The sequence below is a fragment of the Saccharomonospora piscinae genome (assembly GCF_005862235.1).
Classification (GTDB): domain Bacteria; phylum Actinomycetota; class Actinomycetes; order Mycobacteriales; family Pseudonocardiaceae; genus Saccharomonospora; species Saccharomonospora piscinae.
In genome coordinates, this window is record NZ_VCEK01000003.1 from 511,641 (window position 1) to 532,935 (window position 21,295).

Below are 21,295 nucleotides of genomic sequence, written 5' to 3' on the forward strand. Positions count from 1 at the left end.
CTACCGGGGGACTAGTGGGCGATCATGGTTTCGTCCTCCGGCTATAATTCCGCGAGCGGTTCAGGAAGCAGCCGCCTCTGTCAGGCTGCCCCGAAGCCGCGTCACGGTCTCGCCCACCGCGAGCGAGCTGCCGTCGGCGCTCGTCGAGCAGCCCGCCGTCCCCCTCGCCATCGTGTCGTGGTGGCGCCGCCCGGAGGAGGAGACCTCGTGACGCAGACCAACCCCGTACGCACCGAACGCCGTGGCGACGTGACCGTGGTGTGGCTCACCGGTGAACTCGACCTGCTGGCCGTGCAGCAGTGCGAGCCCCGGCTCAGGGAACTGTGTTCCTCAGCCGGAACCGCCCTGGTGGTCGACCTGGAAGGGCTGACCTTTCTGGCGTCGAGCGGGTTGAGCATGCTGGTCGGGCTCTCCGAACTGTGCCGAACGCGGGGGACGGCGCTGCGGGTGCGCGCCACGAGCAGGACGGTGCTGCGCCCGATTCAGCTCACCGGTCTGGACGCCCAGCTGGGTGTGCGGGGCGAGGGCTCCCTCGAGGATGTGGTGCGCGAGGTCGCGCCTGCCGCGGCGGCCGGGAGCGGCGAATGACGGCTAGTAGTGCGGGAACGGACCGGAACGGGGCCGAGGTGACGGTGGACGGGCCGGCCGAGCGGGACGGGCAGGACAGACGGCTCGACGTCGGCGGTGAGACGTCCACGGCGTGGGTTGGGCTCGCGGAACAGTCGGCGGCGCTGACGCGCAGGTTGCTCGACGCGGGCAGTGTCGAGGAGGTCCTGCGGCAGATCGTGGCGACGGCCGCGGTGCTGGTGCCCGGTGTGGACGTCGCCAGCGTCACGTTGCGCGACGGCGACGGCGCGTTCCACACCCCGGTGGCCACGGATCGGGTGGCCGAGAAGCTGGACAGCGTGCAGTACGACTCCCACGAGGGCCCCTGCGTCGAGTGCGCCCGCCCCGACGGGCCGGGCTGGGTGGTCAGTCCCGAACTGCTGACCGAGCAGCGCTGGCCGAGGTTCGGGCCCGCCGCGGCGGACCTGGGCATGCGGGCGGTGCTGGCCACGGCGATCCCGATGAACCACCGGCCCCCCGAACTGTCCGGCGCGCTGAACCTGTACTCCTTCGCGCCCGCGGGCCTGTCCGACACCGACCGGGACGTGTTGTTGCTGCTCGCCAGTCATGCCTCGCTCGCGCTCGCGCACACGGCGGCGGTCACCTCGGCGGAGCTGGAGGGCCAGCAACTACGCGCGGCCGTCGACAGCCGCGACGTGATCGGGCAGGCGAAGGGCATTCTCATGCAGCGCAGGGGAATCGGGGCGGACGAGGCGTTCGCGGTGCTGCGCAGGACGTCGCAGAACCTCAACGTCAAGCTCGTCGACCTCGCCACCGAGCTGGCGCGCAGGCACACCGAACTCGGCCCGCCGGAGGCGGAGTAACGGCGCTCAGCTCTGCTCAGCCCGCCTGGCGCGCCTGCTCCGCCAGCGCGGTCAGTGGCTCGTCGGCCAGCCGGTAGACGGTCCACTCGTCCATCGGCCTGGCCCCGAGCGAGGTGTAGAACTCGACGGCCGGGTTCCAGTTCAGCACCCACCATTCGAGGCGGCCGTAGCCGCGGTCGGCGCACTCCTCGGCCAACGCCGCCAGCAGTGCTCTGCCCAGCCCGGTGCCGCGCAGTTCGGGGCACACGTACAGGTCCTCGAGGTAGATGCCGTGGACCCCGCGCCAGGTGGAGAAGTTGAGAAACCACAGCGTGAACCCGACGACCTCGCCGCCCACCTCGGCGACATGTCCGTAGAGCGCGGGGCTCTCGCCGAACAGCGCGGAGCGCAGCCCCTCGGCGGTGAGGTGGCATTCCTGTGGTGCCTTCTCGTACTCGGCGAGGTCGTGGACGAGCTCCACGACGGTGTCCACATCGGACTCACGGACACGGCGGATGCGGGAATCCACGGATACCTTCCGGTCGGGACGGGTCAGGACGGGGGGACGTTGAGGTGCAGCAGCTGCGACAGCTCGCCCCGTGACCCGAGCATGGTGAGGCTGGCGGGGTCGAGCCCGAAGCACCCTCCCGCCGTCGCGGGCAGGCCGAGCCAGCGGGCGACCAGCACCCGGCCGAAGTCTCCGTGGACCACGAGCGCCACCGGGCGCTCGGGCAGCGCGTCGCGCACCCGGTCGAGCAGCGCGTCGGCCCTGCGCTCGACGTGCTCGGCGGCTTCGCCACCGGGTACGGGATGGGACCACACGCTCCAGCCCGGTTCGCGCTCGCTGATCTCGGCGGCGGTCAGCCCTTCGAAGTTGCCGTAGTCCCACTCGACGAGGTCGTCGCTGGTGCCGGACACCGCGAGACCGGCGAGCTCGGCGGTGCGCAGGGTCGCGCGCCGGGGGCTGCTCAGTACGAGCGCGGGGGAGTCGTCGGACATCAGAGCGTAGGTGCGTCCGGCCGCGTGGGCCTGCCGCTCACCGACGGCGGTCAGCGGTGGGTCGGTCCGGCCTGCCGTGGCCCACTCGGTCAGGGCATGGCGCAGCAGGAACAGATGGTGCTGGTGCACGCCTGCAATATAGTCGCTGTCCTGCGGACCGACAGGGTGGTCGGCCCGGTGGACCGGTCGGGCGCCCACCACCCGGTGGAGTGAGTGGCGCGGTCGGCTCAGCCCGTGGTGCTCCCGGCGCTCTCGGCCTTGCGCAACCGCTCGTAGCGGGCGACGCAGTCCCGGTAGTCCGGCAGCAGGCCGTCGGCTTCGGCCTGGGCGAGCGTCGGGGCGGCGGTGTCGCGGTCCGAGAGCACCAGTTCCATGTCCGACGGCCACGGCAGGCCCAGCTCCGGGTCGAGCGGCGTGATGCCGTGCTCAGCGGCGGGCGCGTACCCGGTGGAGCACAGGTACGTCATGACGGTGTCGTCCTCCAACGCGAGGAAGGCGTGGCCGAGGCCCTCGGCGAGGTAGACGCAGTGCAGGCTGGTGCTGTCCAGCCGGACGGCGTCCCACGTGCCGAAGGTGGGTGACCCGACGCGGACGTCGACGACGATGTCGAGCAACGCGCCGCGCGAGCAGTAGATGTACTTGGCCTGGCCGGGCGGGGTGTCGCGGAAGTGGATTCCCCGGACGGTGCCCCGGCAGGACACGCTGTTGTTCGTCTGCGCCACGGCGAGTGGGTGGCCGATCGCCTCGACGAATGGGCCCTGCTGGTAGGGAGCGGCGAACAGCCCACGGCGATCGGGGAAGGTCGGCGGAACGAACTCGTAGGCGTCGGGCACCGCCAGCTCGCGCACGTCCATGCCCGACAGCTTAGAGAGGTGGGCTCGCCGCGCCGCCCGGGGCCACACAAGCCGGACGGACGTCTTGCTATTGGCTCGCTGACCAGCCGAAAGGACGTATTCCGCTGTGATCTCAACCGCACCCCGGCGACACGACCGGCACTCGTGCTGTCACACTGACCCCACCGCCGCGTCCACGGCTACGGGGCCATGCCGGCCACGGTGTCCTCCGACCCACCTCGCCACGGGCCCCGACGGACGCCCCGACGGCGGGGTGCGCTACAGCGCCCGCCCCGCCGCGTGGAGGAACCCCACCTCGGGGACGGCTTGTGCGCGTCCCCGCCCTGTCAGGGAGATTGACGTGTCCCCAGCTCATGTGAGCGACGAAGACGTTTTCCGCGGCCACGAGGGCGGCAAGCTCTCCGTGTCCGCCACCCGGCCCCTCACGCAGGCGCGTGACCTCTCGATCGCCTACACGCCCGGTGTGGCGAAGGTCAGCCGCGCCATCGCCGACGAGCCCGCACTGGCCTCGCGCTACACGTGGGCCGACCGCCTCGTCGCCGTGGTGAGCGACGGCACGGCCGTGCTCGGCCTCGGCGACATCGGGGCGAGGGCCTCGCTGCCGGTGATGGAGGGCAAGTCGGTGCTGTTCAAAACCTTCGCGGGCCTCGACTCGATTCCGCTGGTGCTCGACACCACGGACGTCGACGAGATCGTCGAGACGCTCGTGCGGCTGCGGCCCTCGTTCGGTGCGGTGAACCTGGAGGACGTGTCGGCGCCGCGCTGCTTCGAGCTGGAGGCCCGGCTCATCGAGGCACTGGACTGCCCCGTGATGCACGACGACCAGCACGGCACGGCGATCGTGGTGCTGGCGGCGCTGCGCGGGGCCAACCTGGTGCTGGATCGTGCGGTGCGGGACCAGCGAATCGTCATCTCGGGTGCCGGATCGGCAGGGGTGGCCTGCGCCAAGATCCTGCGCGCGGCGGGAGCCGGTGACGTGACGGTGCTGGACTCGCGCGGCATCATCCATTCCGGTCGCGAACACCTGAACCCGGTGAAGGAGGAACTCGCCGAGATCACCAACCGGCGGGGACTGCGTGGCGGCCTGGCCGAGGCGCTGCAGGGAGCGGACGTGTTCGTGGGGCTGTCCAGCTCCACGGTGGACGGCGAACTGCTCTCACGCATGGCGCCGGACCCGGTGGTGTTCGCGTTGTCCAATCCGGACCCGGAGGTGCATCCGGACGTCGCCGCGCGGTACGCGACGGTGGTGGCCACGGGCCGCAGCGACTTCCCGAACCAGATCAACAACGTGCTGGCGTTTCCCGGGGTCTTCCGGGGCGCGCTCGACGCGGGAGCCACCGCGATCACCGACGAGATGAAGCTCGCGGCGGCCGACGCGATCGCCTCGGTGGCGGCGGATTCACTGGCCGCCGACCGCATCGTGCCGAGTCCGCTCGACCCCAGGGTGGCCCCCGAAGTGGCGGCCGCCGTGGCGAAGGCGGCCGAGTCCGGCGGGGTCGCCACGGTGCCCGCGAGCTGAGATTCCGACTCGTTCACCTATTCGGGTACGGCGTGTCATGCCCGCGGGTTATGCTGCGGCGTCCATACGTCAGCAGCACCCCGCGTGTTGCCCGTTTCAAAGGAGAACGATGTCGGTAGGCCAGAATGGTCCCGGCTTCCCGCAGGAGCCGCAGCAGCAGCCGGGCATGCCCCCCATGCCCACGGCGAACCCGCTGCCGGCGAGTCCGGCCGCGAGCGACATCAGCGGTATGCGTCGCGAGCGGCCGGGCACTCTCACCGCTGCCGCCGTGCTCGGGTTCGTCACGTCCGGCTTCGAGATCATCGGTGGTCTGCTGTGGATTCTCGGCGGCGCCGTCGTCGGTGACCTGGAGACCACATTCGAAACCGGGACGAACATCGGCACCATCGTGACCGTGCTCGGCCTGGTCTCGCTGGTCGTGGGCGGTGTCTACATCTGGGGTGGCGTCATGGCGCTCAAGATGAAGACCATGGTCCTGTTCGTCGCCGCCGGGGTCGGTGTCGTGCTGAACATCGTGGCGCTCGCGCTGTCGGAAGGTGAGCTCGGGCTGCTGAGCATGCTGCTCGGCGCGGTCACGCTGTTGCTCATGGCGCTGCCCGCGAGCCGCCGGTTCTGAGGAACGCGAGTTCAGTCCAGCAGGCGCAGCACGTCCACGATGCGGTGCCGGGGCAGATCGATCAGTCGCAGGTCCGCGAGTTCGGCGGGAGCCTGCGGCCAGACGTTGCCCAGGCGGGCGTGCGCACGGGTCCAGACCGCGTGCGCTGCCGAGTCGCCGGCGTCCTCCCGGCGTTCGGCGAGGACCACCGCATGCGTGGCGTCGGGGGTGCTGCGCAACAGCCGTAACCGGTACTTGGGGGCCAGCAGCGCCTTCAGTGCCGACTGGGAGGCGGCGTCGCCGAGGTCGGGGTGCGCGTTGGGCAACAGCACCGCCACTCGCGCGGCGCCCGCGGCCAGCAGGACCCGAACCAGCCAGGGCCCCGGGTCCTCACCCAGGTCCAGTGCCAGCGCCGTGTCGTGCTCGGCCGTGATCGGCTTGGAGTAGTCCGGGCCCGCGGTCGTGACGTGCCGACCGCCCTGCCCGGCGAGTTCGACCAGCGCGGTCCGGGCCGCCTCCGCCGCCTTGCCCGCCGCCGACTCCACCGAGGCCGGGCCGTGCGTGTAGATCGCCCGCTCCGGTGTGCTCTTCTTCCGAGCGCGGGAGGTGGGATGGCAGACGTAGAGGTCCGCCGCGCTGCCGATGGCCTGCGCGCCGTGGTAGCGGTGGAAACCCGGCAGGATCGCCTCGAACGTCAGGCCGAGGCCCAGCAGCGCGCGCTGCGTCTGCCTGCCCAGCGTCGGGTGGCGCGCGCTGTAGCCGTAGGCCAGCACCACCCGGCCTGCCGGGGGATCGGCGAGGCATTCGATCGCGCGTGCCGCGAACAGCGTCATGCCCTCCGGTGTGTAGGGCGGATCGCTGAACACGACGTCCGCCCGCCCGGCCACCGCGCGGGGCAGCCCGAAGCGCAGGTCCGCGTGTACGGTCAGGATGCCTCCGCCGCCGCGCCGGTCCACATGAGCCAGCACGCGGTCGTCGACGTCGACCACGGCGAGGTCGGCGTCGGGGCGCAGTTCGTGGACGGCCAGCGACGTCAGGTCGTGGTCGCCGACGAAGACGAGCCGCGCCCGGCCGAGGTCGTAGTGCTCGTCCAACCACGTCGCGCGGCGCAACACCGTGTCGGCGGTGGCCTGGACGTGGTCGAGCGCGGGCAGTGGCGGCGGGACCTCGGCGAGGTGCCGCTCGATGCGCGCGAGCACCTTGGCCGGGTCCGCCACGGAAGCCGTAGCCGGACCACTCGCCGTGCCCCGGTATCCCTCGGCGACGCCGGGTCGTAGCCGTACCGCCGAGCCCTCGCGTTCGAGGTCGTCGCCGAGTTCGGCCAGCAGTTCCTCCGCCGAGCGGCGGGGCAGCGCGGTGGCGCGCACGAGCTCGTCGAACTCCTGCCACCGCGCGGCGAGCAGCCCGATGGCCAGGCGGTACTTCTGGGCGTCGACACGGGAATCCACGCCGACGAGCCTAGAGAATCCGCGATGCCGACCAGGGGCCAGGGCGGCCGGGCAGGGCGAACGGCCCGCGTCCGAAGTAGGGCGACGACCCTACTTTCGGCCCGGACCAAGCGGGTGGTTCGTCGGTGGTTTCACCGGTACCAGACGTCCCAGTTACCTCTTTTGTCCGGCTGAGACAAGAGCTTTCGCGGTGCCGGTCGCGCGCTTACGTTGACCGCCACGTTCACCGGAACGTCGAGGAGGAGATCGTGCGAGGGTACCGTCAGTTCAACGGCAGATCACTTGCGGGAGCCGGACTCACCGCGGGGATCGCCATGGTCGCGGCGCTGGGAGCGAACCTTCCCGCGTCCGCGCAGGAAGGCACCATCCTGGGCACCGACGCCGAGGGAGCCATCGACAACAGCTACATCGTCGTGCTGCAGAACGGTTCGTCGGTCACCGACGTCGCCGACCGGCACGGCGCGGACGTGAAACACGTCTACGACCGGGCGCTCAATGGCTTCTCCGGGACGATGAGCGAGGCCGAGGCCAAGCGTGCCGCGGGTGATCCCGCGGTCGCCTACGTGGAGCAGAACCGCGTGTTCCACACGATGGCCGACCAGCCCAACCCGCCGTCCTGGGGCCTGGACCGGATCGACCAGCGTGACCTGCCGCTGGACGACAACTACAGCTACGCCACCACCGCGTCGAACGTGGAGGCGTACATCATCGACACCGGCATCCGGATCTCGCACGACGACTTCGACGGCCGCGCGCGGCACGGCTACGACTTCGTCGACAACGACTCCAACTCGGACGACTGCAACGGTCACGGCACGCACGTCGCCGGTACCGTCGGCGGCAGTGAGTACGGCGTCGCCAAGGGCGTCGAGCTGATCGGCGTCCGCGTGCTCGACTGCCAGGGCTCCGGTAGCTACGACGGCGTCATCGCCGGGATCGACTGGGTCACCGAGAACGCCAGCGGCCCCGCCGTGGCGAACATGAGCCTGGGCGGGGGCGCCTCCACCGCCGTGGACGACGCCGTGCGCCGCTCGATCGACGCGGGTGTCACGTACGCGCTGGCCGCGGGCAACGACTACGGCGCCGACGCCTGCAACACCTCGCCCGCCCGGACGGAGGAGGCGATCACGGTCGGCTCCACCACCAGCACCGACGCGCGGTCGAGCTTCTCCAACATCGGTAGCTGTGTCGACATCTTCGCGCCCGGCAGCAACATCACCTCGGCGTGGATCGGCAGCGACAGCGACTCCAACACGATCAGCGGAACGTCGATGGCCACCCCGCACGTCGCGGGCGGGGCCGCGCTGTACCTGGCCGACAACCCGTCGGCGTCCCCGCAGCAGGTGCGGGACGCGCTCGTGGACAACGGCACGAGTGGCGCCGTGGGCAACCCGGGCAGCGGCTCGCCCAACGTGCTGCTCTACACCGGTGAGGGCGGCACCGACCCGGGTCCCGACCCCGAGCCGACCGACTGCGACCCGGTCACCAACGGCAGCAACGTGGCGATCAACGACGGCCGGACTTCGACCAGCTCGGTGACCGTCAGCGGTTGCGACCGTGCCGCGTCGAGCACCACGACGGTGGACGTGGACATCCGCCACACCTACCGCGGTGACCTGCAGATCGATCTGGTGGCGCCCGACGGCACCTCGCACCGGTTGAAGAACTCGGGCTGGGACTCCGCCGACAACGTCATCGAGACCTACACGGTCGACGCCTCCGGCTCGCCCGCCGACGGTGACTGGCAGCTGCGGGTGACCGACGTCTACTACGGCGACACCGGCTACATCAACAGCTGGACGCTCACCCCGTGACCGAGGGTCTAGTCCAGTAACCCGACTCCCGTCCGCACCGGTGCCCCTGCTGCCCGGTGCGGACGGGTCATGTCGTGTCAGGGGCTCTTACTCGAACGCCTTCGCGATGAGTGCCTTCTGCTCGACCTCGTGGACCTTCGACGAGCCCGCCGACGGGGCGGCCATCGGCCTGCGTGCCACGACCTGAAGGTTCGAGAACGCCTCCGACAGCTTGCGGGGCAGGTTGAGCCCGAAGAACGGCCAGGCGCCCTGGTTCTCCGGCTCCTCCTGGACCCAGACGACCTCGCTGGCTCCGGTGTAGCGCTGCATCTCGTCGATGAGCTTCTTCTTGGGCAGCGGGTAGTACTGCTCGACGCGCACGACGGCCACGTCGTCGGCCTCGCGCTTGGCCCGCTCGGCGACCAGTTCCCAGTACAGCTTGCCCGAGGTGAGCAGCACCTTGCGGACCTTGCCCGGCTCGACCGTCGAGTCGCCGATCACCGAGAGGAACTTCGAGTCGCCGGTGAAGTCCTCCACCGCCGAGGTCGCCGCCTTGTTGCGCAGCATCGACTTCGGCGTGAACACGATCAGCGGCCGGTTCACACCGTCGAGAGCGTGCCTGCGCAGCAGGTGGAAGTAGTTCGCGGGCGTGGACGGCACCGCCACCGTCATCGAGTGTTCCGCGCACAGCGCGAGGAAACGCTCGATGCGGCCCGAGGTGTGGTCGGGACCCTGGCCCTCGTGGCCGTGGGGCAGGAGCAGCACCACGTCCGACAGCTGGCCCCACTTGGCCTCACCGGACGAGATGTACTCGTCGATGACCGTCTGCGCGCCGTTGACGAAATCGCCGAACTGCGCCTCCCACATGACCAGTGCCTCGGAGTTGGCCACGGAGTAGCCGTACTCGAAGCCCACCGCCGCGTACTCGGACAGCGCCGAGTCGTAGATCATCACGCGGGCCTGATCCTCGGAGAGGTGCTGTAGCGGGGAGTGCTCCTCGCCGCTGCGGCGATCGATGAGCACCGAGTGCCGCTGCGTGAACGTGCCACGCCGCGAGTCCTGTCCGGACAGCCGCACGAGCCTGCCCTCGACCGCCAGCGAGCCGAACGCCAGCAGCTCGCCGAAGGCCCAGTCGACGCCGCCCTCACGCGACATCTTGTGCCGCCGTTCCAGCACCGGCTTGACCCTGGGGTGGGGGGCGAAGTCCTCGGGCAGGTGGAGGAACGCGTCGCCGATGCGCTCGATGACCTCGCGGGGCACGGCGGTGGGCAGCTGGGCGGGAACCTGCTGCCGCTGCTCCACCGAGGGGCTGGGCGCGATCGGGTGCTTCTCCAGCTCCCTGACCTCGTTGAACACGTGCTCCAGCTGACTGGAGAAGTCGCGCAGCGCGGCCTCGGCCTCCTCCATCGAGATGTCGCCTCGGCCGATGAGCGCCTCGGTGTAGGTCTTCCGGACGCTGCGCTTGGCGTCGATGATGTCGTACATCGCCGGCTGCGTCATCGAGGGGTCGTCGCCCTCGTTGTGGCCGCGCCGCCGGTAGCAGATCATGTCGATCACGACGTCCTTGTTGAACGCCTGGCGGTACTCCACGGCGAGGCTCGCCACCCAGTAGGCCGCCTCGGGGTCGTCGCCGTTGACGTGGATGATCGGCGCGCCGATCATCTTCGCGACGTCCGTGGCGTACTGCGAGGAACGGGCGTGCTCCGGCGCTGTGGTGAACCCGACCTGGTTGTTGATGACCACGTGGACGGTGCCGCCGGTGCGGTACCCACGCAGCAGCGCGAGGTTCAGCGTCTCGGCCACCACGCCCTGCCCCGCGAACGCGGCGTCGCCGTGCAGCAGCACCGGCAGCACCGTGAAGCCGCCCGAGTCGCGATCGCCCTTGTCGAGCAGGTCCTGCTTGGCGCGCACGATGCCTTCCAGCACCGGGTCCACGGTCTCCAAATGCGACGGGTTCGCCGTCAGCGACACCCGCGTCTCACCGTCACCGAACATGCGGAAGTACTTGCCCTCGGCCCCGAGGTGGTACTTCACGTCGCCGGAGCCGTGTGCCTGGCCGGGGTCGAGGTTGCCCTCGAACTCCTGGAAGATCTGCGAGATCGGCTTGCCGACGATGTTGGCCAGCACGTTGAGCCTGCCCCGGTGCGGCATGCCGATGACGACCTCGTCGAGCTCGTGTTCGGCCGCCTTGTCCAGCACCGTGTCGAGCAGCGGGATCACGGTCTCGCCGCCCTCCAGCGAGAACCGCTTCTGGCCGACGTACTTCGTCTGCAGGAAGGTCTCGAACGCCTCGGCCGCGTTGAGCTTGGAGAGCACGTACTTCTGCACCGACGGCTCGGGCTTCTCGTGCGGCACCTCGACGCGCTCCTGGATCCAGCGGCGCTCGTCGGGGTCGAGGATGTGGGTGTACTCCACGCCCACCGTGCGGCAGTAGGAGTCGCGCAGCACGCCGAGCACGTCGCGCAGCTTCATGCGCTCCTTGCCCGCGAACCCGCCCACCGCGAACTCGCGGTCGAGGTCCCACAGGGTCAGGCCGTGCGAGAGGATGTCGAGGTCCTCGTGCCTGCGCTGCCGGTAGTTCAGCGGGTCGGTGTCGGCCATCAGGTGGCCGCGCATCCGGTAGGCGTCGATCAGCTCCAGCACGCGGGCGGTCTTGTCGATCTCGCCCTCGGGGATGTCCTCCACCCAGCGCACGGGCTCGTAGGGCAGGCGCAGCGACGTGAAGATGTCGTCGTAGAAGCCCTCGCCGCCGAGCAGCAGTTCGTGGATGTGCTTGAGGAACTCGCCGGACTCCGCGCCCTGGATGATGCGGTGGTCGTAGGTCGAGGTCAACGTCATGATCTTGCTGACGCCGAGCTGGACCAGGGTGCGCTCGCTGGTGCCCTCGAAGTGCGCGGGGTACTGCATGGCGCCCACGCCGATGATCGCGCCCTGGCCCGCCTGCAACCGGGGCACCGAGTGGTTCGTGCCGATGCCGCCGGGGTTGGTCAGCGAGATGGTGGTGCCCGCGAAGTCGTCGGCGGTGAGCTTGTTGTTCCGCGCCTTGCGGACCATGTCCTCGTAGGCCTGCCAGAACTGGAGGAACGTCATGTTCTCGCAGTTCTTGATGGAGGCCACGACGAGGGTTCGCTGCCCGTCCTTGCCCTTCATGTCGATGGCGAGGCCGAGGTTGACGTGCTCGGGCGTCACCGCGTTGGCCTTGCCGTCCACGAGCGCGTAGTGCCGGTTGATGTTCGGGAACTCGCGCAGCGCGCGGATCATCGCGTACCCGATGAGGTGGGTGTAGGAGATCTTGCCGCCGCGCGTGCGCTTCAGGTGGTTGTTGATGACGATGCGGTTGTCCGCCATCAGCTTGGCGGGCACCGCGCGGACGCTGGTGGCGGTGGGGACGCTCAGGGAGGCGTCCATGTTCTTGGCGATGGCCGCGGCGGCGCCGCGCAACGGTGTGCGCTCGGGCTCGCTGGGGGTCTTGGGCGGTGCGGTCCGGCCCGCCGCGGCCGAGGAGTGAGACGCCTCCGGTGCGGAGGGCTTACGCTGCGGGGCGGTGCCGGAGGCGGGGGCTGGGGCGGCCTGCTTCGGCGCCGCCTTCTCCGGCGCCCGGTCCTTCGGCGCGGGGGCGGGCCGGGTCTGCGCCGGCTTCGCGTCCTGCGAGGACGGCCCCTTCGGTGCGGTCTCAGCAGCCGGTGTCGCCGACTGGCCGTTGGGGGACGCCTGCTTGCCCTGGTCGGCCGTGCCCGGCTGGGCTGCCTTGGCTGACTGGGCGGGCGTGAAGTCGGCAAAGAACTCATGCCAGGCGGCGTCGACTGAGGAGGGGTCGGCGAGGAACTGGTCGTACATCTCCTCGACGAGCCACTCGTTGGGGCCGAACTGTGACGCAGGGCTGCTGCTGGACACGGCTGGGACTCGCCTCTATCCGTCTCGATCTTGGTTTGGTGAATTCGCGCCTACCAGGCTAACCCCCTGGTTTGGTCGCGTGTCAGCGAACTCGCCCACGACGTGGTGTGGAGCATGGCGGGCGTCTTCTGTATTGATTAAGAGAGGTTCCTCTCACGAACCGGTGCGGGGCCTCGCTCGTCCACCGACCGGCACCGCTTTCGCGGTCGGTTAACAGAGACCGGGGCCCAGGGTACGCACGGCCTGCGCGACCAGGTCGATCACGCGGTCGTCGGACACGCCGGTGCTCAGGTCGTCGCCGTCATTCCGAGTGCCGCCACAGGTCGGCGTAGCGCCCGCCCGCCGCCACCAGCTCGGCATGGGTTCCGCGCTCCACCACCCGGCCGTGGTCGAGGACCACGATGACGTCCGCGCGGGCGGCGGTGCCGAGCCGGTGCGCGACGACGAACGTGGTCCGAGCCGAGGCCAGCCGATCGGTCGCCCGCAGCACGACGGACTCGGTCGCCGGATCGAGCGCCGCGGTGGCCTCGTCGAGCAGCAGGACGTCCGGGTCCACCAGCTCCGCCCTCGCCAGCGCCACGAGCTGCCGCTGCCCCGCCGACAGGGACCGGCCGCGCTCGCCGACCTGTTGCCGGAAGCCGCCGGGCAGGGCGGCGACTCCCTCCAGCGCCCCCACCGCGCGGACCGCGGCCTCCACCTCGGCGTCGGTGGCGCCGGGCCTGCCGTAGCGCACGTTGTCGGCGACGGTGCCGGAGAACAGGTGCGCCTCCTGCGGCACCACCCCGATCCGGCCGCGCAGCGCCTCCAGGTCGTACTCGCGCACGTCCACGCCGTCGAGGCACACCCGGCCGTGCGTGGCGTCGTAGAACCGGGCTAGCAGCTTGACCACCGTCGACTTGCCCGCGCCGGTCGCGCCCACCAGCGCCACCGTGGTGCCGGGCGCGACGTGCAGGTTCACGTCGGCCAGCGCGGGCGTCTCGGTGCCCGGGTAGTGGAACCCGACGTCGTCCAACCTCACCTCGCCGCGTAACCGCGCGGGCACGGGTACCGGGTCGGCTGGCGGGGGGACCGACGTGGGGGTCCGCAGCAGGTCACCGATGCGGCGAAGCCCCACCTTCGCCTGCTGGTAGCCGTCGAACACCCCCGACAGTTGCTGCACGGGAGTGAAGAAGAGTCCCAGGTACAGCAGGAAGGCCATGAGCACACCGACGGTCAGGGTGCCCTCGGCGACCCGGGTGGCGCCGACCACGAGCACCACGGCCTCGGCGACACCCGACAGCAGCGTCACGAACGGGAAGTAGGTCGCCACGTACCGCTGGGCACGCAGCCGGGACCGCCGGTAGGCGTCGCTGCGGTCGGCGAACTGCTCGGCCGAACGCTGTTCGCGCGTGTACGCCTGGGCGACCCGCAGACCGGACACGTTCTCCTGCATGTCGGCGTTCACGGCACTCACCCGCTCCCTGGCCTCGGAGTAGGCGGCCGCGGCACGGCGCCGGAACAGTACGGTGGCCACGAGCAGCACGGGCAGGACGGCGAACACGACCAGTGCCAGCGAGACGTCGGTGACCAGCAGCGCCACGCTGATGCCCGCCAGCGTCAGCACACTGACCACCGCCGTGGCGAGCCCGGTCTGCAAGAACGTCGACAGCGCGTCGACGTCGGTGGTCATGCGGGTCATGATGCGCCCGGCCAGTTCCCGCTCGTAGTAGTCGAGCCCCAGCCGTTGCAGGTGCGCGTAGCTGCGGACACGCAGCAGGTAGAGCACCGACTCGCCGGTGCGCGCGGTCAGGCGGGTCTGCGCGAACACGGCCAGCCAGTCGAGCGCGATCACCACGGCACCCACACCGGCGGCGATCCACACGGCGGACTCCACTCCCACGCGCACGCCGTCGTCCACGCCGCGCTCGTACAGCGCCGGAACCGCGATCGCCGCGAGGGCGTCGACGCCGACGAGCGCCACCACGGCCAGCAGCAAGGTGCGCACGGGCCGCAGGAGCCCGCGCAGCCGGAAACCGGGGTCCGGGGCGGTGGGGTCCTCGTTACCGAGCTGCGGGTCGCCGGTCGCCTCCGGCAACCCGCGGACGCGCTCCAGCAGCTCCGGGGTGGGCGGCAGGTCCAGCGACGCCCGTCCGCCGGGGCCCCCGCCCGCCGCGGCCGCGCGCGCGGCACGGGCGGCGGTGTGGGTTTCGGCGTCGGTGTCGGCACCGTCGGGACCGCCGGCACCCGCGCCGGACTCCGGTATGGGCCAGAGCGCGGGCGTGACGCCGGACTCGTCCGGGACGAGGTCGTGGCGGTGGATCTCCTCCGCGTCGTCACCCGGCCCGGCCACCAGGTCACGGAACAGGGCACACCGCCCGTGCAGCTCCTCGTGGGTGCCCACGTCGACCACCCGGCCGCCGTCGAGTACCGCGATGCGGTCGGCCAGCGCGAGGGTGGAGCGGCGGTGGGCGATGAGCAGTGTCGTGCGCGAGCGCGTCACCGCCCGCAGCGTGTCGTGGATCGCCGCCTCGGTGACCGTGTCCACCGCCGAGGTGGCATCGTCGAGCACCAGCACACGGGGATCGGTGAGCAGCGCGCGTGCCAGGCCGAGCCGCTGCCGCTGGCCGCCGGACAGCGTGAGCCCGCGCTCACCCACCTCGGTGTCGTAGCCGTCGGGCAGGTCGGTGATGAACCCGTGGGCCTCGGCGGCCCTGGCCGCGGCCACGATCTCGTCGTCGCTGGCGTCCGGCCTGCCGTAGGCGATGTTGTCGCGCACCGACGTGGAGAAGAGGAACGCCTCCTCGAACACGACCCCGACGGTGCCGCGCAGCTCGCGCAGTGCCAGGTCACGGATGTCCACGCCCCCGAGGCGCACCGCGCCCTCGTGCGGGTCGTAGAAGCGGGGCAGCAGCAGCGACACGGTCGACTTGCCCGAACCGGCGGTGCCGACCAGCGCCAGGGTCTCGCCGGGTCTGGCCTCCAGCGACAGCCCGTCCAGCACCGGCTCGGTGCGGGTGTAGCCGAACCGGACGTCGTCGAGACGGACACCGAGAGGCCCCGACGGCACCGGCGTGGGCTGCTCCGGGTCCACCACCTCGGGTTGCGCGTCGACCAGCTCGTTGACGCGCTCCACGCCCGCGCGCGTCAGCTGCGCCTGCACCACGAGGCTCGCCAGCATCCTGGCCGGACCCACCAGTGCCGAGACGTAGGTGGCGAAGGCCAGGAAGGTGCCGAGGCTGATCTCGCCGCGCAGTGCGAGCACACCGCCGACCGCGAGCACCGCGACCTGTCCCGCCGCGGGCAACGCCGCCGTGGTGGCGGTGGGCACCGCGGCGAGGCGGGCCGAGCGCAGCCGTTCCGCGTAGAGCCGGTGGGCCGTCCCGGACAGGGTGGACACCTCGCGCGCGGACTGGCCGAAGCCCTTGACGACGCGGACGCCGGTGACCGTCTCCTCCACCTGCTGGGCGACGTCGGCCGCGCGTTGCTGCGCCGACCACGTCGCGGGAAACAGCCGCTTCCGGCTCACCGCGATCACGATGCCCACGGCGGGTGCCACCACCAGCGCGATGAGCGTGAGCAGTGGCGACATCCACAGCATCGCGCCCAGCGCCAGCAGGGCGAACACCACCGAGCCCGCCGACAGCGGTACCTGCATGAGGAAGCCGGTCACCAGCTGCAGATCGGTGATGGCGCGGGAGACGATCTGGCCCGTGCGCAGCGAGTCCTGGGTGCCGCCGTCGAGCCGGGACACGGCCGCGAAGACGTCGCGGCGCAGATCGTGCTGGACGTCGAGTGCCAGCCTGCCACCGAGGTAGCGCCGCGCGAAGGCACTGCCGAACGCCAGGACGTTCAGGCCCACCAGCGCGATCGCGATGGCGACGAGGTGGTTCGTCCTGCCCTCGACCGCGTCGTCCACGGCCGCCCGCACCAGCAGGGGTGTGGCGGCCTGCAGACCCACTCCCACGACGGCGGCGCCCAGTGCGAGCACCACCAGCGCGGGATGCCGCCAGCAGGCCGCCGCCAGCCGCCTGATCCAGCCGCGACGGCGGGCGGGGTCGTGGGTGGGTGACAGTGTCGGTGTGCTGCGCTCCACTCACGACCCCTCTGGTGCCATCCGTTTCAGGTGATGTCGCGGTTCTGGTTGGATGCCCAGCCCGCTCCGAAGAACAGCATGGTCCATGCGAAGAAGACGAGGGCAGAGGCCCACCAGGAGAACGCGCCAGGGGCCCCCGCGAAGAACTGCATACCCCACTGCAGCTCCCAGTCGATCTGGTTGAGGCCCTCGCCGAGTTCTGAGCCGACCGCGCCGAACGCCTCAGCGCCCACCGAGCCGACGATGCCGTTGAGCGCGCCGTTGGGCAGGATCCCGCCCAGCCAGTCCAGCTCGGCCGCGAAGAATCCGACGATCACGAGGACGTTCTCGACGAGCAGCATCCAGAGACAGAGCAGCACGGTGGGGCCCGTGACGCTGTTCCACACCGCCCCGAGCCCGATGCCGAAGAGGGTTCCGAGCACCGCGGCGAGCAGGCCGGAGCTCGCGATGCCGAGCCACTGGCCCGCCGACGGCAGGCCGTTGCTGTCCACGGTGATCACGGTGCCGATGCTCGCCGCGACCACCACGAGCAGGCCGTAGAGCAGTCCCCAGACGATGTAGGTGATCATCTTGGCGGACAGCGCCGCGCCGCGGTTGGGTGCCGTGAGGAACGTGGTGCTGATCGTCTGGCGGGTGTACTCACCGGCCAGTGCCGACACCCCGAACAGGACGGCGAAGAACACCCCGATGTTGATGCCGCGCCCCAGCGCCAGCAGACCCACCGGCATCGAGCCCACCTCGACACCCAGCAGTGCGGCGAGGTCCGCGGCGTCACTGCTGCCGAGGAAGTCGTTGAAGTCGTTGGTCGTGTTGCCCCAGCTGAGCGCGAAAACCAGAGCGGCGATGAAGGCCGGGATCGCCAGCGCCCACCACAGGTTCAGGCTCAGTGTCTTGCGGAACTCCGCTTTGATCAGGTTGCCCATCACTGCTGCTGACCTCCCCAGCCCTGGTTCGGCTGCGGTTGTTGACCGGGTTGCTGGTATTGCTGCTGGTACGCCTGCTGTTGATACTGCTGCTGGTACTGCTGGCCCTGGTACGGCGACTGCTGCTGGTACTGCGCCTGCTGGCCGGCCGGGGGCTGGCCCGGAATCGGCGCACCGCTGTACTGCGGCGAGGTGAGCTGGAAGAACATCTGTTCCAGGTCGGCCTTCTGCTCCTCCATGCCGTAGACGGCGATGCCGGACTTGGCCGCGATGTCCCCGATCTGCTGCAGGCTCGCCCCGGCCACCGCGACGCGCCCGTCCTGCGTCGGCTCGACCTCGGTGATGCCGCTCTCCCGCAACGCCGTCGCCAGTGCGGCGCCGTCGGCGGGCTGCACCAGCACCCGGGAGCGCTGGCCCTGCCGCAGATTCTCCAGCGGGCCGAAGTAGCGGGTCATCCCGGCGCTGACGATGACCACCTGGTCGATCGTCTGCTCGACCTCCGACAGCAGGTGGCTCGACACCAGCACGGTTCGGCCCTGCGCGGCGAAGGAGCGCAGGAACTGCCGCAACCACGCGATGCCCTCCGGGTCGAGGCCGTTGGCGGGTTCGTCGAGCACCAGCACCTGCGGATCGCCCAGCAGCGCGGTGGCGAGCGCGAGCCGCTGCCGCATGCCGAGCGAGAACCCGCCCGCCTTCCGGCGCGCTGCGGGAGCGAGGCCCACCAGTCCCAGCAACTCGTCGACCCGGCTGTCCGGGACGCCCACGGCCGCGGCGTAGACGCGAAGGTGGTCCCTGGCTGTCCGTTTGGGATGGAAGCTGCCGTTGTCCAGGACCGAACCGACGACCCGAGCCGGGTTCCCGAGCTCGTGGTGCTGCCTGCCGTTGACGGTCGCCGTGCCCGCGGTCGGCCTGACGAGACCGAGCAGCATGCGCAGGGTCGTCGTCTTTCCGGCGCCGTTCGGTCCCAGAAACCCCGTGACGCTGCCCGGTTCCACCGTGAAGCTCAGGTTCTGCACCGCGGTGACGGCGCCGAACGTCTTGGTGAGGTTCTGCACCGCGATGCGGCCGCTGCCGTCGTGCATGCTGCCTCGTTTCGTTGTGATCGTGCGCTGTGGCTCGGGTCATCCTGCCGTACCGGGTACTGGGACGGTCGCGGGAGGGGATCGGTTTCGTCCCGGGCATTCGGAAGCGACACACATCACGCCGCGTGAGGTGACACCGAGGTCACGGGGCCACACGGGGCGATTCACCCGTCGGCCTGGGGTGGTGTGAAGAAGAAACTTGGCCGACTTCACCGCCCCCGGGCGGCGAAGTCCGAAGATATTGCTTAAGCTGGTTGGTGGCGGCCCGCTCCCGGTGACCCCCAGGCTGGTAGAGCGGGCCGCCCCTTCTTTCTCGTCCTCGTCCGGTGCCGCCGCTCAGAACGGCGATGGGCCCGACGGCAGCCCGTGCGCCGCGGCCACCGCGTCGTTGGTCAACGCCCCCGCGTGCGTGTTCAGCCCGTGCGCCAGCGCGGGGTCGGCGCGAGCGGCCTCACGCCAGCCGGACCCGGCGATCCGCAGCACGTACGGCAGGGTGGCGTTGGTCAGGGCGTACGTCGAGGTGCGCGGCACCGCCCCCGGCATGTTCGCGACGCAGTAGAACACCGACTCGCCCACGCGGTAGGTCGGATCGTCGTGGGTGGTGGGCCGGGAGTCGGCGAAACAGCCGCCCTGGTCGATCGACACGTCCACCAGGACACTGCCCGGCTTCAACCTCGGCACGAGGTCGTGGGGCACGAGCGTCGGCGCCTTCGCGCCCGGCACGAGCACTGCGCCGACCACGAGGTCGGCCTGGGTCACGGCGTGTTCCACCGACAGGGCCGTGGAGTGCAGCGTGCGTACCCGCCCGGTGAACTCCCGGTCCACCTGCCGGAGCCGGTCGAGGTTGGTGTCGAGCAGGTCCACGTCGGCGCCCAGCCCGACGGCGATCCGGGCCGCTCCCCGGCCCGCCACACCCGCGCCGATGACCACCACCCGCGCGGGCGCGACGCCGGGAACACCGGCCGGAAGCACCCCGCGCCCGCCGGAGGGCCGCAGCAACGCCGCCGCTCCCACCTGGGGTGCCAGCCTCCCCGCCACCTCCGACATGGGAGCCAGCAGGGGCAGCGTGCCGTCGTCGGCCTGCACGGTCTCGTAGGCCAGCGCCGTCGTCCCCGCTTCGAGCAACGCGGCCGTCAACGGCCGGTCGGCGGCCAGGTGCAGGTAGGTGAACAACGCGAGGTCCTTGCGCAGCTGCGGGTACTCGGCGCCGATCGGTTCCTTCACCTTGAGCAGTAGTTCGGCCTCGCCCCACACGTCGGTGGCCTTGTCGAGCACAGTCGCCCCCGCCGCGATGTACTCGGTGTCGCTGATGGACGACCCGGTTCCGGCGCCCGCCTCCAGGAACACCTCGTGGCCGTGCCGGGCGAGTTCGTGGACCCCCGACGGGGTGATCGCCACGCGGTACTCGTGGTTCTTGATCTCTTTCGGGACGCCGATGCGCACGGTCTCCTCCTTGTGGGCGGGTCAACGTGTGCGTCCATCCTGGCGTGTGACGGGGCCGCGGGCACAACCGGCGACGTGCTCCGGCGGGCTCAGTCGTACTCAGTCGCCGAACGCGGACTCCACCCAGCCCGGCACCGGCAGCTCGCGGTCGAGACACTCGGTGGCCAGCCGCACCGTCCAGTGCAGTGCCGCCAGCACCAGGCTGTCCACCTCCTCCGGCGCCGCGTTCGCCAGCGCGATCTCCACCTGGTCGGCGGCGGCGGCGGTGTTGCCGTGGACCTCGGCCAACAGTGTCCGTACCGCGGTGCGCATCGGCGGGTCCGCCTGGTCGATCGAGACCTCCTCGCCGCTCTCGTCGAGCACCTGGACGCGCACCGGCCGGGAGCCGCCGTCGCCGAGACTGGCGACCATGGCGCTGCACGCGCCGAACAGCAGGAGCATCAGCTCACGGATCTCGGAGCTGTCACCGGGGCCGCCGTCGGGACCGAGCGCGGCGAGCGCGTCCTGTTCGTCCCCGACCGCGGCCGTGACGACAGCGCGCTGGGCCTTACGCACCAGCGCGTCCCGGTCTCCGGTGTCGTCGTTGTCGTCGTCGGGCAGCACGGGTCCTATCCAACACGACACGGGGCGGCTTGGATGCCGCCCGCCAGGGTGATCGTCACCTCGCGGCGTACAGAGCACCCAGTGCGAGCGCCGACAGCAGCTCGGCGAGATCGCCGTCCGGCAGGTGGCGGCTGTGCGGAGTGGAGTTCATGAGCCCGAACACGGCATGCGCGCTGGATCGGGCCCTGGCGTCGTCCAGTCCGGGAACGGCGGCGCGCAGCGCGCTCACCCACACCTCCACGTAGCGGCGCTGGAGAGCGCGGACCTCCCTGCGGTCGTCGTCGGAGAGATTGGCGAGATTCCGTTCCTGCACCGTGATCAGCGCGGGCTGGGACAGCGCGAAGTGGACATGGAAGCGCACCAGGCCCGCCAGGAGCTCGTCCGGCGAACCGCCCTCGCCCACTCGCGCGGTGCCGCCGTCGAGCAGGTAGCGGCTGATCGATGTCAGCATCTCGCCCAGCATGGCGTCCTTGCTGCGGAAGTGCCGGTAGAGCGCGGGGCCCGAGATTCCCACGGCCGAGCCGATCTCGTCGATGCCCACGCCGTGGAACCCGTGCCGGGCGAACAGCTCCGCCGCGGCCGCCAGGATCTGGTCGCGGCGGGTCGCCTTCTCACCGCGCACAAGGGGAGACACCGAGGACACCCCGACACTGTACCGGCG

At 70.9% G+C, this 21,295-nt stretch carries 16 protein-coding genes; 5 read left to right on the forward strand and 11 right to left on the reverse strand.

Annotated features, from left to right (window positions below):
• Positions 1 to 207: 207 nt before the first annotated feature.
• On the forward strand, positions 208 to 588 hold the full coding sequence (locus FFT09_RS13555) for an STAS domain-containing protein (protein WP_167305378.1): 381 nt from the start codon (positions 208 to 210) through the stop codon (positions 586 to 588).
• The gene (locus FFT09_RS13560; RefSeq protein ID WP_138382906.1) at positions 585 to 1,430 is read left to right on the forward strand and encodes an ANTAR domain-containing protein; all 846 of its coding nucleotides are present in this window, start codon (positions 585 to 587) and stop codon (positions 1,428 to 1,430) included. Before FFT09_RS13555 ends, FFT09_RS13560 begins: the two co-directional genes overlap by 4 nt.
• A gap of 16 nt (positions 1,431 to 1,446) precedes the next feature.
• Here the strand turns inward: FFT09_RS13560 and FFT09_RS13565 are convergent, their stop codons facing one another.
• From FFT09_RS13565 to FFT09_RS13575, 3 genes are all read right to left on the reverse strand, one after another.
• Positions 1,447 to 1,938: a GNAT family N-acetyltransferase gene (locus FFT09_RS13565; RefSeq protein ID WP_138382907.1), complete on the reverse strand. Its 492-nt coding sequence runs from the start codon at positions 1,936 to 1,938 to the stop codon at positions 1,447 to 1,449.
• A 23-nt stretch (positions 1,939 to 1,961) separates the two neighbouring features.
• A complete protein-coding gene (locus FFT09_RS13570) occupies positions 1,962 to 2,537 on the reverse strand; it encodes a histidine phosphatase family protein (RefSeq protein WP_081191430.1) in 576 nt (191 codons plus the stop codon).
• A gap of 98 nt (positions 2,538 to 2,635) precedes the next feature.
• Positions 2,636 to 3,262, reverse strand: a complete 627-nt coding sequence (locus tag FFT09_RS13575) for a dTDP-4-dehydrorhamnose 3,5-epimerase family protein (protein WP_081191429.1) — start codon at positions 3,260 to 3,262, stop codon at positions 2,636 to 2,638.
• 340 nt (positions 3,263 to 3,602) lie between these two features.
• Here FFT09_RS13575 and FFT09_RS13580 point away from each other — a divergent pair, with 340 nt between their 5' ends.
• Both FFT09_RS13580 and FFT09_RS13585 read left to right on the forward strand, forming a co-directional pair.
• Complete coding sequence (locus tag FFT09_RS13580; RefSeq protein WP_138382908.1) at positions 3,603 to 4,781, forward strand: NAD(P)-dependent malic enzyme; 1,179 nt, start codon at positions 3,603 to 3,605, stop codon at positions 4,779 to 4,781.
• Positions 4,782 to 4,890: 109 nt separating this feature from the next.
• Positions 4,891 to 5,397, forward strand: a complete 507-nt coding sequence (locus FFT09_RS13585) for a hypothetical protein (protein ID WP_138382909.1) — start codon at positions 4,891 to 4,893, stop codon at positions 5,395 to 5,397.
• An 11-nt stretch (positions 5,398 to 5,408) separates the two neighbouring features.
• Here the strand turns inward: FFT09_RS13585 and FFT09_RS13590 are convergent, their stop codons facing one another.
• Positions 5,409 to 6,824 (reverse strand): bis-aminopropyl spermidine synthase family protein, encoded by a 1,416-nt coding sequence (locus FFT09_RS13590; RefSeq protein ID WP_138382910.1) that lies wholly within the window; start codon positions 6,822 to 6,824, stop codon positions 5,409 to 5,411.
• Between the two features lie 248 nt (positions 6,825 to 7,072).
• Between FFT09_RS13590 and FFT09_RS13595 the strand changes: the two genes are divergently transcribed.
• Positions 7,073 to 8,638: a S8 family peptidase gene (locus tag FFT09_RS13595; RefSeq protein WP_138382911.1), complete on the forward strand. Its 1,566-nt coding sequence runs from the start codon at positions 7,073 to 7,075 to the stop codon at positions 8,636 to 8,638.
• An 87-nt stretch (positions 8,639 to 8,725) separates the two neighbouring features.
• On the opposite strand, the gene FFT09_RS13600 is transcribed toward FFT09_RS13595, so the two are convergent.
• The 7 genes from FFT09_RS13600 to FFT09_RS13630 form a co-directional block, all read right to left on the reverse strand.
• Complete coding sequence (locus tag FFT09_RS13600; protein ID WP_138382912.1) at positions 8,726 to 12,511, reverse strand: multifunctional oxoglutarate decarboxylase/oxoglutarate dehydrogenase thiamine pyrophosphate-binding subunit/dihydrolipoyllysine-residue succinyltransferase subunit; 3,786 nt, start codon at positions 12,509 to 12,511, stop codon at positions 8,726 to 8,728.
• 301 nt (positions 12,512 to 12,812) lie between these two features.
• Complete coding sequence (locus tag FFT09_RS13605; RefSeq protein ID WP_138382913.1) at positions 12,813 to 16,583, reverse strand: ABC transporter ATP-binding protein; 3,771 nt, start codon at positions 16,581 to 16,583, stop codon at positions 12,813 to 12,815.
• A gap of 26 nt (positions 16,584 to 16,609) precedes the next feature.
• Entirely contained in the window at positions 16,610 to 17,506 is an 897-nt protein-coding gene (locus FFT09_RS13610) for an ABC-2 transporter permease (protein WP_138382914.1), read from the reverse strand.
• The gene (locus FFT09_RS13615; RefSeq protein ID WP_138382915.1) at positions 17,506 to 18,588 is read right to left on the reverse strand and encodes an ABC transporter ATP-binding protein; all 1,083 of its coding nucleotides are present in this window, start codon (positions 18,586 to 18,588) and stop codon (positions 17,506 to 17,508) included. The genes FFT09_RS13610 and FFT09_RS13615 overlap by 1 nt, the downstream gene beginning before the upstream one ends.
• Before the next feature lie 336 nt (positions 18,589 to 18,924).
• Positions 18,925 to 20,031, reverse strand: coding sequence for an alanine dehydrogenase (ald, locus tag FFT09_RS13620; RefSeq protein WP_138382916.1), 1,107 nt, complete (start codon positions 20,029 to 20,031; stop codon positions 18,925 to 18,927).
• 99 nt (positions 20,032 to 20,130) lie between these two features.
• A complete protein-coding gene (locus FFT09_RS13625) occupies positions 20,131 to 20,643 on the reverse strand; it encodes a hypothetical protein (RefSeq protein ID WP_138383201.1) in 513 nt (170 codons plus the stop codon).
• Between the two features lie 46 nt (positions 20,644 to 20,689).
• Positions 20,690 to 21,277: an SACE_7040 family transcriptional regulator gene (locus FFT09_RS13630; RefSeq protein WP_024874814.1), complete on the reverse strand. Its 588-nt coding sequence runs from the start codon at positions 21,275 to 21,277 to the stop codon at positions 20,690 to 20,692.
• Between the last annotated feature and the right edge of the window lie 18 nt (positions 21,278 to 21,295).

Excerpts from the sequence above, each read along its gene's own strand:
- FFT09_RS13560 (WP_138382906.1), top strand. The coding sequence starts at position 585 with ATGACGGCTAGTAGTGCGGGAACGGACCGGAACGGGGCCGAGGTGACG.
- FFT09_RS13575 (WP_081191429.1), bottom strand. The coding sequence starts at position 3,262 with ATGGACGTGCGCGAGCTGGCGGTGCCCGACGCCTACGAGTTCGTTCCG.
- FFT09_RS13585 (WP_138382909.1), top strand. The coding sequence starts at position 4,891 with ATGTCGGTAGGCCAGAATGGTCCCGGCTTCCCGCAGGAGCCGCAGCAG.
- FFT09_RS13610 (WP_138382914.1), bottom strand. The coding sequence starts at position 17,506 with ATGGGCAACCTGATCAAAGCGGAGTTCCGCAAGACACTGAGCCTGAAC.
- FFT09_RS13615 (WP_138382915.1), bottom strand. The coding sequence starts at position 18,588 with ATGCACGACGGCAGCGGCCGCATCGCGGTGCAGAACCTCACCAAGACG.